Annotated in this window: 15 protein-coding genes and 1 pseudogene; 14 read left to right on the top strand and 2 right to left on the bottom strand. The window is 68.7% G+C overall.

Translation table 11 applies throughout. The features are described 5' to 3' along the window. The 4 genes from AADZ55_RS21870 to AADZ55_RS21855 are packed head-to-tail and all read left to right on the top strand — an operon-like array spanning position 1 to position 4250. On the top strand, positions 1-927 hold the full coding sequence (locus AADZ55_RS21870; RefSeq protein ID WP_085325581.1) for an ABC transporter permease: 927 nt from the start codon (positions 1-3) through the stop codon (positions 925-927). After that, complete coding sequence (locus AADZ55_RS21865; protein ID WP_085325580.1) at positions 920-1795, top strand: ABC transporter permease; 876 nt, start codon at positions 920-922, stop codon at positions 1793-1795. The genes AADZ55_RS21870 and AADZ55_RS21865 overlap by 8 nt, the downstream gene beginning before the upstream one ends. Beyond that, positions 1792-3468, top strand: coding sequence for a dipeptide ABC transporter ATP-binding protein (locus AADZ55_RS21860; RefSeq protein ID WP_085325579.1), 1677 nt, complete (start codon positions 1792-1794; stop codon positions 3466-3468). Before AADZ55_RS21865 ends, AADZ55_RS21860 begins: the two co-directional genes overlap by 4 nt. 11 nt (positions 3469-3479) lie before the next feature. Then, positions 3480-4250 (top strand): oxidoreductase, encoded by a 771-nt coding sequence (locus tag AADZ55_RS21855; RefSeq protein ID WP_085325578.1) that lies wholly within the window; start codon positions 3480-3482, stop codon positions 4248-4250. A 478-nt stretch (positions 4251-4728) separates the two neighbouring features. Here the strand turns inward: AADZ55_RS21855 and AADZ55_RS21850 are convergent, their stop codons facing one another. Next, the gene (locus AADZ55_RS21850) at positions 4729-5586 is read right to left on the bottom strand and encodes an HAD-IB family hydrolase (protein ID WP_085325577.1); all 858 of its coding nucleotides are present in this window, start codon (positions 5584-5586) and stop codon (positions 4729-4731) included. Between the two features lie 513 nt (positions 5587-6099). Between AADZ55_RS21850 and ssd the strand changes: the two genes are divergently transcribed. The 7 genes and pseudogenes from ssd to AADZ55_RS21815 all read left to right on the top strand — a co-directional run bounded on the left by ssd (position 6100) and on the right by AADZ55_RS21815 (position 10628). Further along, entirely contained in the window at positions 6100-7152 is a 1053-nt protein-coding gene (gene ssd / locus AADZ55_RS21845) for a septum site-determining protein Ssd (protein ID WP_085325644.1), read from the top strand. Beyond that, positions 7149-8312, top strand: coding sequence for a TadA family conjugal transfer-associated ATPase (locus AADZ55_RS21840; protein ID WP_085325576.1), 1164 nt, complete (start codon positions 7149-7151; stop codon positions 8310-8312). The genes ssd and AADZ55_RS21840 overlap by 4 nt, the downstream gene beginning before the upstream one ends. Continuing rightward, entirely contained in the window at positions 8309-9112 is an 804-nt protein-coding gene (locus tag AADZ55_RS21835) for a type II secretion system F family protein (protein ID WP_085325575.1), read from the top strand. The genes AADZ55_RS21840 and AADZ55_RS21835 overlap by 4 nt, the downstream gene beginning before the upstream one ends. Before the next feature lie 49 nt (positions 9113-9161). After that, positions 9162-9764 (top strand): type II secretion system F family protein, encoded by a 603-nt coding sequence (locus AADZ55_RS21830; protein ID WP_085325574.1) that lies wholly within the window; start codon positions 9162-9164, stop codon positions 9762-9764. Positions 9765-9788: 24 nt separating this feature from the next. Further along, complete coding sequence (locus AADZ55_RS21825) at positions 9789-9980, top strand: DUF4244 domain-containing protein (RefSeq protein WP_085325573.1); 192 nt, start codon at positions 9789-9791, stop codon at positions 9978-9980. A gap of 35 nt (positions 9981-10015) precedes the next feature. Then, positions 10016-10368: pseudogene (locus AADZ55_RS21820) on the top strand (TadE family type IV pilus minor pilin); the annotation flags it as partial. After that, positions 10335-10628: an Rv3654c family TadE-like protein gene (locus AADZ55_RS21815; protein WP_423202339.1), complete on the top strand. Its 294-nt coding sequence runs from the start codon at positions 10335-10337 to the stop codon at positions 10626-10628. The pseudogene AADZ55_RS21820 and the gene AADZ55_RS21815, both read left to right, overlap by 34 nt. A gap of 18 nt (positions 10629-10646) precedes the next feature. Here AADZ55_RS21815 and AADZ55_RS21810 read toward each other — a convergent pair whose 3' ends face one another. Then, positions 10647-12302, bottom strand: coding sequence for a PE family protein (locus AADZ55_RS21810; RefSeq protein ID WP_341286240.1), 1656 nt, complete (start codon positions 12300-12302; stop codon positions 10647-10649). 105 nt (positions 12303-12407) lie between these two features. Between AADZ55_RS21810 and AADZ55_RS21805 the strand changes: the two genes are divergently transcribed. The 3 genes from AADZ55_RS21805 to AADZ55_RS21795 are packed head-to-tail and all read left to right on the top strand — an operon-like array spanning position 12408 to position 15144. Beyond that, the gene (locus tag AADZ55_RS21805; RefSeq protein WP_085327628.1) at positions 12408-13193 is read left to right on the top strand and encodes a prolipoprotein diacylglyceryl transferase; all 786 of its coding nucleotides are present in this window, start codon (positions 12408-12410) and stop codon (positions 13191-13193) included. After that, entirely contained in the window at positions 13190-13600 is a 411-nt protein-coding gene (locus AADZ55_RS21800) for a hypothetical protein (RefSeq protein ID WP_085327624.1), read from the top strand. Before AADZ55_RS21805 ends, AADZ55_RS21800 begins: the two co-directional genes overlap by 4 nt. 5 nt (positions 13601-13605) lie before the next feature. Next, positions 13606-15144, top strand: a complete 1539-nt coding sequence (locus AADZ55_RS21795) for a radical SAM protein (protein WP_085327629.1) — start codon at positions 13606-13608, stop codon at positions 15142-15144. Positions 15145-15147: the final 3 nt, after the last annotated feature.

Below are 15147 nucleotides of genomic sequence, written 5' to 3'. Positions count from 1 at the left end.
ATGGGTTGGTATATCGCGCGTCGGATCGCCGTGATGGTGCCGGTTTTCCTCGGTGCCACGCTGCTGATCTACGGCATGGTCTTCCTGCTCCCGGGTGACCCGGTGGCCGCGATGGCCGGCGACCGCCCCTTGACCCCCGCGGTGGCCGCGCAGCTGCGTTCGCGCTACCACCTCGACGATCCGTTCATCCTGCAGTACCTGCGCTACCTTGGTGGAATCCTGCATGGTGACTTGGGTCGTGCGTATTCCGGCCTTCCGGTTAGTGCCGTTCTGGCACACGCGTTTCCGGTCACCATCAGGCTCGCCTTGATCGCGCTGGCGGTGGAGGCAGTGCTGGGAATCGGATTCGGCGTGATCGCCGGCCTGCGCCAGGGTGGCATCTTCGATGCGGTGGTGCTGGTCACCGGACTCGTCATCATCGCGATCCCCATCTTCGTGCTGGGTTTCCTGGCTCAGTTCCTGTTCGGGGTCCAGCTCGGAATCGCCCCGGTCACGGTGGGCGAACGGGCCACCTTCGCCCGTCTGCTGCTGCCCGGGATCGTGTTGGGAGCGGTGTCATTCGCCTATGTGGTGCGACTGACCCGCTCGGCCGTGGCCGCCAATGCACACGCCGACTATGTCCGTACCGCCACCGCGAAAGGGTTGTCGCGGCCCCGGGTGGTGGCGGTGCACATTCTGCGCAACTCGCTGATCCCGGTGGTGACGTTCCTCGGCGCGGACGCGGGGGCGCTGATGGGCGGAGCGATTGTGACCGAAGGCATCTTCAACATCCACGGCGTCGGCGGCGTGCTATATCAAGCGGTCACACGTCAGGAGGCTCCGACGGTGGTGTCGATCGTGACGGTGCTGGTGCTGATCTACCTGATCACCAATCTGTTGGTGGATCTGCTGTATGCGGCCCTGGACCCGCGGATCCGCTATGGGTGAGCGGATCGGGCCCCGACACAGCGTTTGGCGCGACGCATGGCGCGGGTTGCGCCGGCGTCCCAAGTTTGTCGTCGCCGCGGCGATGATCCTGTTCATCCTGGTCGTCGCGGCGCTTCCGGCGTTGTTTACCGGAGTCGACCCAACCTATGCCGATCCCAGCCAGAGCCTGCTTGCGCCGTCGGCGGCGCACTGGTTTGGTACCGACCTGCAGGGGCACGACATCTACGCGCGCACCGTCTATGGTGCGCGGGCCTCGGTCGCCGTCGGGCTGGGAGCAACGCTGGCCGTGTTTGTCGTGGGCGGCGCGTTGGGAGCACTGGCCGGCTTTTACGGAGGCTGGGTGGATGCGACGGTTTCACGCGTCACCGATGTGTTTTTCGGACTGCCGTTGCTGTTGGCCGCCATCGTGCTCATGCAGGTGATGCATCACCGCACGGTGTGGACTGTGATCGCCATTCTGGCCTTGTTCGGCTGGCCGCAAGTGGCCAGGATCGCTCGCGGTGCGGTGCTCGAGGTGCGCGCCAGCGATTACGTGCTTGCAGCTAAAGCATTGGGGCTGAATAGGTTTCAGATCCTGCTGCGGCACGCGCTGCCCAACGCCATGGGCCCGGTAATCGCGGTGGCTACCATCGCCCTGGGGATCTTCATCGTTACCGAGGCCACGCTGTCCTACCTCGGCATTGGATTGCCGACGTCGGTGGTGTCCTGGGGCGGCGACATCAATGTCGCGCAGACCCGACTACGGTCGGGCTCGCCCATCCTGTTCTATCCCGCGGGCGCACTGGCAATTACGGTACTGGCGTTCATGATGATGGGCGACGCCCTGCGCGATGCGTTGGACCCGGCCTCACGGGCCTGGCGGGCATGAGCGCCCGCACCGGTGGCGATGAGCTGGCAGCGGGGCCACTGTTGTCGGTCGAGGGACTTCAGGTCACGTTCGGCACCGACGTTCCCGCCGTGCGTGGGGTGGATCTGGCCGTCCTACGCGGTCAAACCGTCGCTGTCGTGGGTGAATCGGGATCGGGGAAATCCACCACCGCAGCCGCGATTCTCGGGCTACTTCCGCCCGGAGGACGAATTACCAGTGGACGCATCGTATTCGACGGGCGCGACATCACCTCGGCCGATGCGAGACAACTGCGGTCGATAAGGGGACGAGAGATCGGCTATGTTCCCCAGGACCCGATGACCAACCTCAATCCGGTCTGGAAGGTCGGCTTTCAAATCGCAGAAGCGTTGCGGACCAACACCGCTGGCCGCGCCGCGCGACGACGGGCGGTGGAGCTACTCGCTGAGGCCGGCATGCCGGACCCGACGAAGCAAGCCGGACGGTACCCGCACCAGCTGTCCGGCGGCATGTGCCAGCGGGCATTGATCGCCATCGGCTTGGCGGGCAGGCCGCGGCTGTTGATCGCCGATGAGCCGACGTCCGCACTCGACGTTACCGTGCAGCGCCAAGTGCTCGACCATCTGCAGGAGCTCACCGACGAACTAGGTACCGCGCTGCTGCTGATCACCCACGATCTGGCCCTGGCCGCGCAGCGGGCCGAGTCCGTCGTCGTCGTCCGGGACGGAGTGGTGGTGGAATCCGGTGCGGCGCGGTCAATCCTGCAAGACCCTGCGCACGAATACACCCGGCGATTGGTGGCCGCGGCTCCGTCGCTGACGGCGCGGAACAGAGGTCCGGGGGAGTTCCGGTCGCGGGTTCCTAACGAGGCTGACGACATTCTCGTCGCCTCGGAACTGACCAAGATCTACCGGGAGACCCGCGGTGCACCATGGCGGCGGGTGGAGTATCGCGCCGTTGACGGGGTGTCATTCCGGTTACCCCGGGCAAGCACCCTGGCGATCGTCGGCGAATCCGGGTCAGGCAAGTCGACGTTGGCGCGGATGGTGCTTGGGCTGCTGCAACCGACGTCGGGCACGGTGGTGTTCGACGGCCTCCCGGTCCGGTGCGCCGGCGGCGGCAAGCTGGGCCGGCGCGATGCGTTCGCCTTTCGTCGTCGGGTCCAGCCGGTATTTCAGAACCCGTACAGCAGCCTGGATCCCATGTACTCAGTGTTCCGCGCCATCGAGGAACCGCTACGCATCCATCGCGTCGGTGACCGCAGGCAGCGGCAACGGGCGGTGCATGAGCTGGTCGACCAGGTGGCGCTCCCGTCGTCGATACTGGGCCGGTTGCCCCGTGAGCTGTCGGGTGGTCAGCGGCAGCGGGTCGCGATCGCCCGCGCGTTGGCGTTGCGGCCCGAGGTGCTGGTGTGCGACGAGGCGGTGTCGGCGCTCGACGTGTTGGTGCAGGCGCAGATCCTGGATCTGCTCGCCGATCTGCAGGCCGGCCTGGGCTTGACATATTTGTTCATCAGCCATGATCTGGCCGTGATCCGGCAGATCGCCGACGACGTCCTGGTAATGCGTGCCGGCCGGGTGGTGGAGCATGCCGCTACCGAGGAGGTGTTCACCCGGCCCCGCCACGAGTACACCCGCCAGTTGCTGGAGGCGATTCCCGGTGCCCCGAACGATGCCCCGTCAGCTCCCGGCTAGGTTGGCAACCTGTGACGGCTGACCCGCTGGCTCCGCTGATGGAGCTCCCCGGCGTTGCCGCTGCCAGCGAACGCGTCCGCGACGCACTGGGTCGCGCGCACCGGCACCGGGCCAACCTGCGGGGCTGGCCGGTGACCGCCGCCGAGGCCTCGTTGCGGGCGGCGCGGGCTTCCTCGGTGCTCGACGGCGGTCCGGTGCGGCTGGACGATCCGGGGCGGGCCACGTCGGACAACCCGGCCCTCAGCGATCCGGTGTTCGCGGGAGCGCTTCGGGTGGCGCAAGAGCTGGAAGGCGGCGCGGGCCCGTTGGTCGGGGTGTGGCGGCGGGCACCGTTGCAGGCGTTGGCCCGCCTGCACATGTTGGCGGCCGCCGACCAGGTCGATGCCGATCGGCTCGGGCGTCCGCGGGGCGATGCCGAAGTTGGGCCGCGTTTGGAGTTGCTCGCGGACATGGTCACCCGCCCCACGCGGGCATCGGCGCCGGTGGTCGCCGCGGTCGCACACGGGGAGCTTTTAACGCTGAGGCCGTTTGACTGTGCCGACGGTGTGGTGGCTCGCGCGGTGTCGCGGCTGGTGACGATCGCAACCGGACTGGATCCGCACGGGCTTGGTGTGCCCGAGGTGATTTGGATGCGCCAACCCGCCGAATACCGCAACGCTGCCCGCGGTTTCGCCGCAGGCACACCTGACGGAGTGGCGGGCTGGCTGCTGCTGTGTTGCGGTGCGATGCAGGCCGGTGCGCGGGAGGCTTTGTCGATTGCCGAGTCCTTGTCGGCCAGATAGCCAGGCCGGTAGCCGGCAGGCATCGAATGGCACCGCGATGCTGACCCCGAAATACAAAGCAGGCGGCGACCCGAGGGACTCGAATCGCCGCCCGCCAACACGGTTCTCGGTTACCAAGCGTGCATTTCTGGGGCTGCGTGGGTGGCCTCGGCGATCTTGCGACGCTTTCCGGCTGCAACCCCACCCAAAGGGCCGTCGATACCGTCCGCTCTTCGCAATTACGCAGGCCCGCAACACTTCTGCCGTTATCGTGGCTATGACTCCGCGTGGGTGCCGGGAACCGTGCTGGGTGCCCAGATCGGGAGATCGAACCTTCTCTTCCGGATCGACCTTGGCCTCACCAGGCTTCCGTGCTTCCTTTGTACTACTAGACCCTTAACACAGCAAGGCCTAATCCACCGAAAGTTGTGAGGCGGCTTTGGATTGCGTGCGCAAGATGTTTGCTGTTCGCCCATCCGCCGGCCGGCAATCCGCCGTGTTAGAACGCGAAGCGGCGCAGTAGCGAATAGGTGACCGCTCCGGCGGCTAACGCGCTGATTCCCACCGCGACGGTCGTGGCGATCGCGGCGCCGGACGGTGCCGGAATCCGGTCACGCAGCGACACCGGCCGGGAGAACGACAACACGGGCCAACCGCGCTCGATGGCTTCCTTTCGTAGGCCGCGATCAGGGTTGACTACCGAGGGGTGTCCGACCGCCTCGAGCATCGGCAGGTCGGTGATCGAGTCGGAGTAGGCGTAGCAGTGTTCCAGCGGGTAACCCTCACGGGCCGCCAGCTCACGGATCGCTTGTACCTTGCCTTCGCCGTAGCAGTAGAAGGCGACCTCGCCGGTGTACTTGCCGTCCTCGACGATCATCCGGGTCGCCATCGCATGGGTCGCGCCCAACGCGCGCGCGATCGGGCCGACGATCTCCTCGCCCGAAGCCGAGACCACCACCACGTCGCGGCCGCACAGCTTGTGGCCGGCGATGAGGTCCGCGGCTTCCGCGAATACCAGTGGGGTCACGATGTCGTGCAGGGTTTCATTGACGATCGACCGCACCTGGGCGACGTCCCAACCGGTGCACATGTTGGTCATGTGGGTGCGCATCCGGTCCATCTGGTCATGGTCAGCGCCGGACAGCAGAAAGATGAACTGCGCATAGCTGGACTTCAGCACGGCGCGGCGGTTGAGCAGTCCCTGCGCGAAGAAGGGTTTGCTGAACGCCAGCGTGCTGGACTTGGCGATGATGGTCTTGTCTAGGTCGAAGAAGGCCGCGGTGCGGGTCTGCGGAGCGGTGGTTCCCGGTGTTTGCGGGCGGGTTTGCTGCTGGGCGGCCGAGTCGGAGACGGTCACCAACCCAGCATAGGTCGGCGATCGGAGGGGCCCCGACCTTGTTCCCCGATGGGCGCTTGACTACCGAGGTTGTCGAGTCGGCGACAGCATTTACACGGCTCAAGCTGTACTTTCTATTGCGCTCTCTTGCGTCCGGTACTTGCGTGATTGCGCACTGTCATGTGTATAGTAAGCAGTACTCGGCTACTGCCGAGGGTGTATCAGTCCGACCCCCCGGGGCTGATGCACGACGACCCTCGCCTCCTCCCCCCTGGCGGGGGTCGTCCCTTTTCCGGGCCCACAATCGTCGCCAATCAGGCGCTTAGCCTGGCTTTCTGGGCGTTGCGGGGATCGTGTTTTCCGCGCCCCGGCCCAGCGGTCGGCCACCGCGTTTGTGCGCAGTTGCGGGTCTGTCCACAATTCTGTCTTTGGGACTGGTGTCCCACACCATCGGACCCGCACGGTGGGTGGGTGACCCCTGCTCGTCCGGCTGACCCTTCTCGCACCCGCTCGGCGGGTGCCGGCGTGTTGGCGATGCTGACCGATCCGGAGCTGCGTGACGAGCTGGACCGAGTCGCCGCGGCCGTCGGCGTTCGCGTTGTTCATGTCGGCGGCCGGCAGCCGGTGGGCAGAAAGACCTGGTCGGCGGCTGCGGCTGTGGTGCTTGACGACGCGGCGGCCGACCGCTGCGGGCGGCTCGCGCTGCCGCGGCGTGCCCACGTCAGCGTGCTGACCGGAACCGAACCCGCGACGGCGACCTGGGCGGCTGCCATCACGGTCGGGGCCCAGCACGTGCTGAGGATGCCCGAGCAGGAATCCGGACTGGTCCGCGAGCTCGCCGAAGCCGCCGAATCGGCACGCGACGACAGGATCTGCGGCGAGGTCGTCGCGGTCATCGGCGGCTGCGGTGGTGCTGGGGCGTCGTTGTTCTCGGTTGCCCTTGCGCAGGCCGCCAGCGACGCGCTGCTGGTGGATCTCGATCCGTGGGGCGGCGGTATCGACCTGTTGGTGGGCGGCGAAACCACACCCGGGCTGCGGTGGCCCGACCTTGCTTTGCAGGGCGGACGGCTGAGTTGGCCGGCCGTGCGGGAGGCGTTGCCGCGACACCGGGGGATCAGCGTGCTCTCGGGCACCCGGCGCGGCTACGAGTTGGACGCCGGGCCGGTGGACGCCGTCATCGACGCCGGCCGCCGTGGGGGAGTCGCCGTGGTCTGCGATCTTCCCCGTCGTTTGACCGATGCCACCCATGTCGCGCTGGATGCCGCCGATCTGGTCGTCCTGGTCAGCACATGTGATGTGCGGGGGTGCGCGGCCACCGCCACGATCGCACCGGTGCTGGCCACGATCAACCCCAACCTCGGTCTGGTCGTGCGGGGACCCGCGCCAGGGGGATTGCGGGCAGCGGAGGTCGCTGACGTCGCCGGGGTGCCGCTGCTGGCTGCCATGAAGGCGCAGCCGCGGCTGGCCGGCCAGCTGGAACACGGCGGTCTTCGAGTGCGACGGCGATCCGTGCTGGCCTGCGCTGCCCGACGGGTACTTGGCGCGCTGCCACGTGCCGGGTCAGGGCAACACGGTAGGGCGGCATGACCGGCTCCCTGATCGAACGCGTTCGCGAACGGCTGGCCTCCGAATCCGTCCCGCTGCGGCCCAACGTTGTGGCCGCAGCGATCCGCGCCGAGTCCGGGGGGATCCTCGGCGACACCGAGGTGCTGGCCAATCTCCGGGTGCTGCAGACGGAACTGACCGGGGCCGGCATCCTCGAACCGCTGCTGTGTGCAGACGGCACCACCGACGTTCTGGTCACCGCGCCTGACTCGGTGTGGGTCGACGACGGAAACGGTTTGCGACGCAGCCAGATTCGGTTTGCCGACGAGTCAGCGGTGCGAAGGTTGGCGCAACGGCTGGCGTTGGCCGCGGGTCGCCGGCTCGACGACGCGCAACCCTGGGTGGACGGGCAGCTGACCGGGATCGGCGCCGGAGGGTTCGCGGTGCGGCTGCACGCGGTGCTGCCGCCCGTGGCGACCGAAGGCACCTGCCTGTCGTTGCGGGTGCTACGGCCCGCCACTCAGGATCTGGCCGCCTTGACGGCGTCGGGCGCAATCGACCCGCTGGCCGCTGCGCTGGTTTCCGACATTGTCACCGCCCGCCTGGCATTCCTGGTGTGCGGTGGAACCGGTGCCGGAAAGACAACTCTGCTGTCGGCGATGCTGGGCGCCGTTTCGCCCAATGAGCGGATCGTGTGCGTCGAGGATGCCGCCGAGCTGGCGCCCCGGCATCCGCATCTGGTCAAGCTGGTCGCGCGGTGTGCGAACGTCGAAGGAATCGGTGAGGTCACCGTGCGTCAACTCGTCCGGCAGGCGCTGCGGATGCGGCCCGACCGCATCGTGGTCGGTGAAGTCAGGGGAGCCGAAGTGGTGGACCTGTTGGCGGCGCTCAACACCGGCCACGAGGGCGGCGCGGGCACCGTACACGCTAACAACCCGGGCGAGGTCCCCGCGCGCATGGAAGCGTTGGGAGCGCTCGGCGGCCTCGACCGCGCTGCCCTGCACAGCCAGCTCAGTGCGGCGGTCCAGGTGTTGCTGCACGTCGCACGCGACCCAGCCGGCCGGCGCCGGCTGGCCGAGATCGCCGTGCTGCAGCAAACCGAAGGGCGCGTCCAGGCGGTAACGGCGTGGCACGCGGATCGTGGAATGCGCAACGACGCAGCCGACCTGCGTGGTTTGCTGAGAAGCCGGGAATCGGCATGACCGGCCTTGCGCCCGCTGCCCTCGCGTTGTCGCTTGCGCTCCTGGTGTCGCCGGCGTCGGCGCGGCGCCGCCTCACCCCGGCCGGCCCCGCTCGCCGGCGGGTGCTCCTGATCGGCGCGCGGCGGGTTGCCTGCGCCGCCGGCTGTGTCGCGATTGCCGCCGCGACGTTCCTACCGCTGCCGACCGTCTTGGCGGTCGCGGTGCTGGCCGCGACGATCGGCCTGCGCCACCGTCGCCGCCGGCGCGAACTGCGCCGCACCCACGAGGGGCACGCGCTGGAAGCCGCGCTCGACGTGCTGGTCGGTGAGCTGCGCGCGGGCGGACATCCGGTATGCGCGTTTAGTGTCGCTGCCGACGAGACCGGCGGCCCGGCTGCCGCCGCCTTGCGCGCGGTGGCGGCGCGGGCAAGATTGGGCGCCGACGTGACGGCCGGCCTGCGCGCCGTGGCCCGATCGTCTGCCCTTCCCGCACACTGGGAGCGGCTCGCGGTCTGCTGGCAGCTGGCCCATGATCATGGCTTGGCGATTGCCACTCTGATGCGTGCTGCGCAGCGTGATATCGCTGAACGGCAACGGTTCTCGGCGCGGGTGGCGTCGGGGATGGCCGGCGCCCGCGCCAGCGCCGCCATACTGGCGGCCCTGCCGTTGCTCGGGATGCTGCTTGGGCAACTGGTCGGGGCGCGGCCGCTGAGCTTCCTGCTGGCCGGACACGTGGGCGGATGGCTACTGGTGGTCGGGCTAGCGCTGGCCTGCGGCGGGCTGCTGTGGTCGGACCGGATTACCGATCGGCCGGTGCGGTGAGCCCCGAAGGCAGCCGCGAGCGAGGACCGCAGCGCGCCGGAGCCGAGGCATGAGCACCGCGGCGGTGTTGCTGGCCGCGGCGTTGTGGGTGGGTGCCGGCCCGTCGATGGTACGGGCGCGTGCCGGGTTGCCGTCCCGCGTGTATCGGCCAGCCCGGGAGCCGCCGCCCGAGCCGGCGCGGGTCTCGGATCCGCTAGCCGTCGCATCCAGCCTCGACGTGCTGGCTGTGTGTCTGGCTGCCGGCATGGCGGTGTCGACGGCCGCGGCAGCGACCGCCCCGTTCGCGCCGCCCGGGCTGGCGCGTGTGTTGCGCCGGGCCGCTGACCTGCTGGCGTTGGGTGCCGACCCCAACACCGCCTGGTCGACGCCGCCGGATCTGCCGGCGGGCATGGTCGACGCGCAGACCGATGCACTCCTGCGGTTGGCGCGGCGGTCGGCCGCCTCGGGCGCAGCGCTCGCCGATGGCGTCGCCGAACTGGCTATCCAGTCTCGTCAGGACGCGGCGCACGCGGCCGCCGCAGCTGCGGAGCGGGCCGGCGTACTGATCGCCGGGCCGCTGGGACTGTGCTTCTTGCCGGCGTTCGTGTGCCTGGGCATTGTCCCGGTAGTGGCCGGGCTGGCCGGTGATGTGTTGCGGTCGGGCCTGATATGAGAAAGGAATGTATTGGTGATCAACATGTTTCGCGTCCTCGTAGCGCGGATGACATTGCTGGCGGTCGACGAATCCGGCATGTCCACCGTGGAATACGCCATCGGGACCATTGCGGCGGCGGCCTTCGGTGCGATCCTCTACACGGTCGTCACCGGGGATTCCATCGTGTCGGCGCTCAACCACATCATCGGTCGCGCGCTTCGCACCAAGGCTTAGCGTCGAGTGCGGGCGCGAGCACCGTTGAGGCGGCGTTGGCGATCGCCACGCTGGTGCTCCTACTGGTGCTGTGCCTGGCGGGCATCACCGCGGTGTCGATGCAGGTGCGCTGTATCGACGCGGCACGTGAGGCCGCTCGACTGGCCGCGCGCGGTGACGAGCGTGCGGCGGCCGAGGTCGCCCGCCGCATCGCGCCGTCCGCGGCCCTGGTACGGGTGGACCGCGATGGCGAGTTCGTGGTTGCCACGGTCGTGGCGCACTCAAACCTGTTGCCGACCTTGGATATCGCGGCCAAGGCAATTGCGGTGGCCGAACCGCGCTGAGTGCGGTTCGGCCACCGTGGTTGCCGCCGCGATGGTCGCCGTGTTGCTGTGGGTCACCGGCGCGGGCGCCTACCTGGGCTCGGTGGTGGTGGCCCGGCACCGCGCGCAGGCTGCGGCTGATCTTGCCGCCCTGGCCGCCGCCGCCCGGCTACCGTCCGGACCTGCGTCGGCCTGCGCGCGCGCCGCGCTGGTGGCCCGGGCGATGCGAGTAGACCACGCGCACTGCGGGGTGGAGAACCTCGACGTCGTGGTGACGGTCGAGGTGGCGGTCGTGTTCGCGGGTGTGGCGACGGCGGCCGCGCGGGCGGGGCCGGCCGAGACGTAGTCGCCGCGCGGTGACCGGCTACGCGGACCCGTTCAGTCCGGTGGCGCCGAGCAGCCGGCCCCGGGTCCCGCCCACGCCAACGCCGCCCGGGATGGTGGCGGGCCCGGCGTTGCCGCCGTTACCGCCGTTACCGACCAGCCAGGCTTTGCCGCCGTTACCACCGTCACCACCGGTGCTGCCGGGGGCCGAGGTGATCCCACCGGCGCCGCCGTTGCCGCCGTTGCCGATGAGCCCGGCGTTGCCGCCGATTCCGCCGGCCCCGCCATGGCCGGCAACGCTGAATCCGCCCCACCCGCCGGTTCCGCCCTCACCGCCGTCGCCGAACAGCAGCCCGGCGTTTCCGCCGGCCCCGCCGGCCCCGCCGGTGAGCCCGGCGACGCCGCCGTCTCCGCCGTCCCCGCCCCGGCCGGAAAGCATGCCACCGCCACCACCGTCTCCGCCGGCTCCGCCGCTGTTGTGGCCGACGCCGCCGTCTCCGCCGGCCCCGCCCGCACCGAACAGCCCCGCATCCCCGCCGTCTCCGCCGGCCCCGCCGGTGTCGGGTTGGCCGTTGCCGCCGCCGCCACCGTCCCCGCCGGGACCGAACAGCGCGCCGCCGCGTCCGCCGTCCCCGGCGGCCCCACCATTGGCGCCGCCGTGCCCGCCGTGCCCGCCGTGCCCGCCGGAGCCGAATAGCCCGGCCGCTCCGCCGGCTCCGCCCACGCCGCCGCTGGCGGCGAAACCGGTTCCACCGTCCCCGCCCTCACCGCCGTCGCCGAACAGCCCGCCTGCCCCGCCAGGCCCGCCGACACCACCGTCCTGACCGCCGCTAGCGCCCTCACCGCCGTTGCCGCCGGAGCCGAAGAGCAAGCCGGCACGGCCGCCGGCTCCACCGACGCCGCCGGTGGCGTCGTCCGACTGTCCCCCGTCGCCGCCGGCACCTCCGGCGCCGAGCAGGCCGCCCGCGCCGCCGGAACCGCCGGTTCCCCCGAGGAGGAGGGCGCTGACCCCGCCGGCCCCGCCCCTGCCGCCGGAGCCGAACAGCCCGCCGGCCCCTCCGGCGCCGCCGGTCCCGCCGTTGCCATCCAACGAGCCTCCGCCAATGCCGCCGTTGCCGCCGTTGCCGAACAACCCGCCGGGTCCACCGTTCCCACCGGACCCGCCCGGTCCACCCGGCAGGCCGAACCCGCCGACCCCGCCGGCCCCGCCGTTACCGAGAAGTCCGGCGGCCCCGCCATTGCCGCCGTCCTGGCCGGGCGCGCCCGATCCGCCCGCCCCGCCCTGGCCGATCAAGATCCCGCCGGGTCCGCCGTCAGCCCCGGTCCCCGGCGCGCCGTTGGCCCCGTTGCCGATCAGTGGGCGCCCCAACAGCGTTTGGGTGGGCGCATTCACGACGTCGAGCACGGCTAAAAGATTGGCGGCCTCACCGCTGGCATAGCCGCCCGCCCCCGCAGTCAAGGCCTGCACGAAGCGGTCATGGAACGCCGTCGCCTGCGCGCTGATCCGCTGGTAGGCCTGGGCGTTGGCGCCGAACAGCGCCGCGACAGCCTGCGATACCTCATCATCGGCCGCGGCCAGCACCGTCGTGGTGGAGGTCGCCGCGGCGATATTGGCCGCGTTGAGCGCGGCACCGAGCTTCGACAAGTCGGTCGCGGCCGCGCTGAGCAGCTCCGGCGCCGCGATCACAAACGACACCTGACACCTCCCATCCCCGCCATACCGATGCGGGTCAGCAGCTCACCGTATCGCGAGTGTGGGCAGAACAAGGGTGTTTCTGCCGCAGACATATACGCTGTCGGGGTGGTTCCGCAGCTGCGGATTGGGCCGCTGGTGCTGCCGGTGCATGGCGTGTTCGTGGGGTTGGGCGTATTGGCCGCCACGATCGTCTTCATCGGCGAAGCGCGGCGCCGCGGTGCGGTCAACGACCAATCGCTGGTGGCGGTCACCGGTGCCCTGGTCGGCGGGGCAATCGGTATGCGGTTGTCCGGCTGGGCAGCGCACATCGACGTCCGGCTGAACCCGACCTTGTTGCAGGCCTGGGAATTTGGGTCCCGCAGCATCCTGGGTGGCCTGCTGGGTGCCTATGTCGGTGTCCTGATGGCCAAGCGCATCGGCGGCTACACGGGCAAGACCGGTGACTTGTTCGCCCCGGCGGTCGCACTGGGAATGGCGATCGGCCGCATCGGCTGTCACCTCACCGAGGCGCCAGGACGGCCGACCAGCCTGCCGTGGGGTGTCCACGCCCCGGGAACGACGCCAAAATGTCCCGGCTGCCTCAGCGGCGCCGCGATGCATCCGTCGTTCCTCTACGAGATCGGGTTTCAGCTGGCCGCGTTCATCGTACTGCTGTGGCTGCGCAATCGGGTGACACAACCAGGTGAGTTGTTCGTTCTCTACGTCGCGAGTTATGCGGTGTTCCGGTTCTTTGTCGAGTTTGTCCGGGCGAACGAGACCGTGTGGCTGGGTTTGACGCGGCCGCAATGGTTTCTGCTGCCGTCCATTGCCGTCATCGCCGTCCGGTTGGGCTACGGGTACCGCCGTGGCTACTACGACACATTCCTAAATCGGCAGGCGTTGTCGACATGACGAACCCACCGCCGGGGATGCCTCCGGAAGGCTGGCCGCCGCCGGGCTCCCCCTACTATCAGAACCAACCCGACCCCTACTGGAATCCGCCACCGCGCATGTCCGCTTCAGAGATCTTCGGGGCGGCGGTGGTCGGCGTATTCATCTATTTCGGCATCAATCTGATTATCGCGCTCATGGTGTTCTTCGGGCTTGCCCAAGCCATCGCTCCCGGGGCAGCTACGGCCATCGGAGCCGTTGCGCTGGGGCTGATCGCATTTGGTGGCGGTGCTGTACTGATCGCGCTCCGAAACCCGTGGGCGAAGGGAATAGGCATGGGTTTGATGATCGGCTGGGCGCTTACGTCAATCCTCACTGTCGGCTTCTGTACCGGAGTGAATCCCACGTTGTATGGGGCAGCCCAATGACCGGCATGGGACTGCGGGGCGATCGTATTCATCGCTATGTCAACGCTTTCTGCCCACGATGCCACGCCGATGATCCGAACCGGCCGCTGGATCATGTTGCACGGCTGGGCGGCTGGTTGGCCGAACGAGACGGGCTGATCTGGCTGGAGCGTGGCTGCCCTACGCACGGACTGGTCCGCACGCTTTACGACGAAGACCCGGAAATCCTTGCTTACCTTGAGGAATGGACGGCTCCGACGAAGGCGCACGTTGCAGATGTTCCGGAAAATTTCGACCCGATCCCGCATGCGTATCTGCGTGGGCTGCCGCAGATGCAGACACAGCACACCTGCATACTGCTGCAAGACATCGCTGAAACTTGCAACCTGCGCTGTCCGACGTGCTTTGCCGACTCCTCGCCGGACCTGCGCAATGTCGTCGCCGTCGGCGATGTGCTTGCCAACGTCGACCAGCGGCTTGAGCGGGAGAATGGCCGCCTCGACGTGGTGATGCTCTCCGGTGGCGAGCCCAGCCTGCACCCACAGTTGCCAGAGCTGCTGGCGGAACTGCGCGCGCGACCGATAACTCGAATACTTCTGAACACCAATGGCTTACGAGTTGCTCAGGACGACGGTTTGCTCGATGTGCTCACTGAGAATCGGGAGCGGGTCGAGGTGTACCTGCAGTATGACGGGCTGTCGCTGGCCGCGCACCGGTACCATCGCGGCGGCGACCTTCGCCGTATGAAGCGGGACGCCTTGCGACGACTGTCCGAACGGGAAATCTTCACCACCCTGGTGATGACGGCGGCGCTGGGTGTCAATGACGACGAGATCGGCGATGTCGTTCGCCTCGCTTTGCGGACGCCCTATGTGGGCGGTTTGTGCATTCAGCCCCAGTTCGGTTCAGGGCGTTCCGGATTCATCGACCCGGACAATCGGCTTACGCATACGGGTGTGCTCAAGCGGTTGGGGCCACAGACCGACAACCTGGTTACCTGGCGGGATCTGACCGCGCTGCCGTGCTCACACCCGCATTGTTGTTCAGTCGGATACTTACTTCGTGACGACAGCGGGCGGTGGCGCTCACTGGTCGCGTTGATCGGCCACGACAACCTCAAGAGTAAGCTCGGCCTGATCGCAAACCGTATTGCGGACAGCGACATTCCCAGTGAACTGCAGCTGGCGCTGCGGGAATCATTGCTGGGATTGCTCTCGGAGCAGTCGTCGTTGTCGCACCCGCAGATGTCTGATGTGTGGCGACTGATCTGCGCGAACTGCGATCTGGGCATGTCGACCTTGCTGACGTTGGCGTCCACCGCACTGCCCGGGGGTCGGCGGAAGCTGAGGCGGCTACTCGGCGAGCGTGTCGTCCGGATCACCGTCAAGCCGTTCATGGACATCGCCACGATGATCGAGGAGCGGCTGATGCAGTGCTGCGTGCACGTCGGCACCCGTTCGTCGCGGGACCAGTGCGCGCCATTCTGTGCGGTGCAGGCGTGGCCCGAACTCAGCAGGCAGCGGCTATCGTTGGCCGCGGATCGGCTGCTGCCGGTGGTGAGTTGATCT

Origin of the sequence: Mycobacterium decipiens (assembly GCF_963853665.1) — a bacterium.
Taxonomy (GTDB): domain Bacteria; phylum Actinomycetota; class Actinomycetes; order Mycobacteriales; family Mycobacteriaceae; genus Mycobacterium; species Mycobacterium decipiens.
The sequence above is the reverse complement of the archived record's forward strand: the minus strand, read 5'-3'. Positions and strand labels throughout refer to the sequence as shown.

What these genes read in the sequence shown, in the direction of transcription:
- AADZ55_RS21870 (WP_085325581.1), top strand. Translation starts at nt 1, where the DNA reads ATGGGTTGGTATATCGCGCGTCGGATCGCCGTGATGGTGCCGGTTTTC.
- AADZ55_RS21865 (WP_085325580.1), top strand. Translation starts at nt 920, where the DNA reads ATGGGTGAGCGGATCGGGCCCCGACACAGCGTTTGGCGCGACGCATGG.
- AADZ55_RS21860 (WP_085325579.1), top strand. Translation starts at nt 1,792, where the DNA reads ATGAGCGCCCGCACCGGTGGCGATGAGCTGGCAGCGGGGCCACTGTTG.
- ssd (WP_085325644.1), top strand. Translation starts at nt 6,100, where the DNA reads ATGCTGACCGATCCGGAGCTGCGTGACGAGCTGGACCGAGTCGCCGCG.
- AADZ55_RS21840 (WP_085325576.1), top strand. Translation starts at nt 7,149, where the DNA reads ATGACCGGCTCCCTGATCGAACGCGTTCGCGAACGGCTGGCCTCCGAA.
- AADZ55_RS21835 (WP_085325575.1), top strand. Translation starts at nt 8,309, where the DNA reads ATGACCGGCCTTGCGCCCGCTGCCCTCGCGTTGTCGCTTGCGCTCCTG.
- AADZ55_RS21830 (WP_085325574.1), top strand. Translation starts at nt 9,162, where the DNA reads ATGAGCACCGCGGCGGTGTTGCTGGCCGCGGCGTTGTGGGTGGGTGCC.
- AADZ55_RS21825 (WP_085325573.1), top strand. Translation starts at nt 9,789, where the DNA reads ATGTTTCGCGTCCTCGTAGCGCGGATGACATTGCTGGCGGTCGACGAA.
- AADZ55_RS21815 (WP_423202339.1), top strand. Translation starts at nt 10,335, where the DNA reads ATGGTCGCCGTGTTGCTGTGGGTCACCGGCGCGGGCGCCTACCTGGGC.
- AADZ55_RS21800 (WP_085327624.1), top strand. Translation starts at nt 13,190, where the DNA reads ATGACGAACCCACCGCCGGGGATGCCTCCGGAAGGCTGGCCGCCGCCG.
- AADZ55_RS21795 (WP_085327629.1), top strand. Translation starts at nt 13,606, where the DNA reads ATGGGACTGCGGGGCGATCGTATTCATCGCTATGTCAACGCTTTCTGC.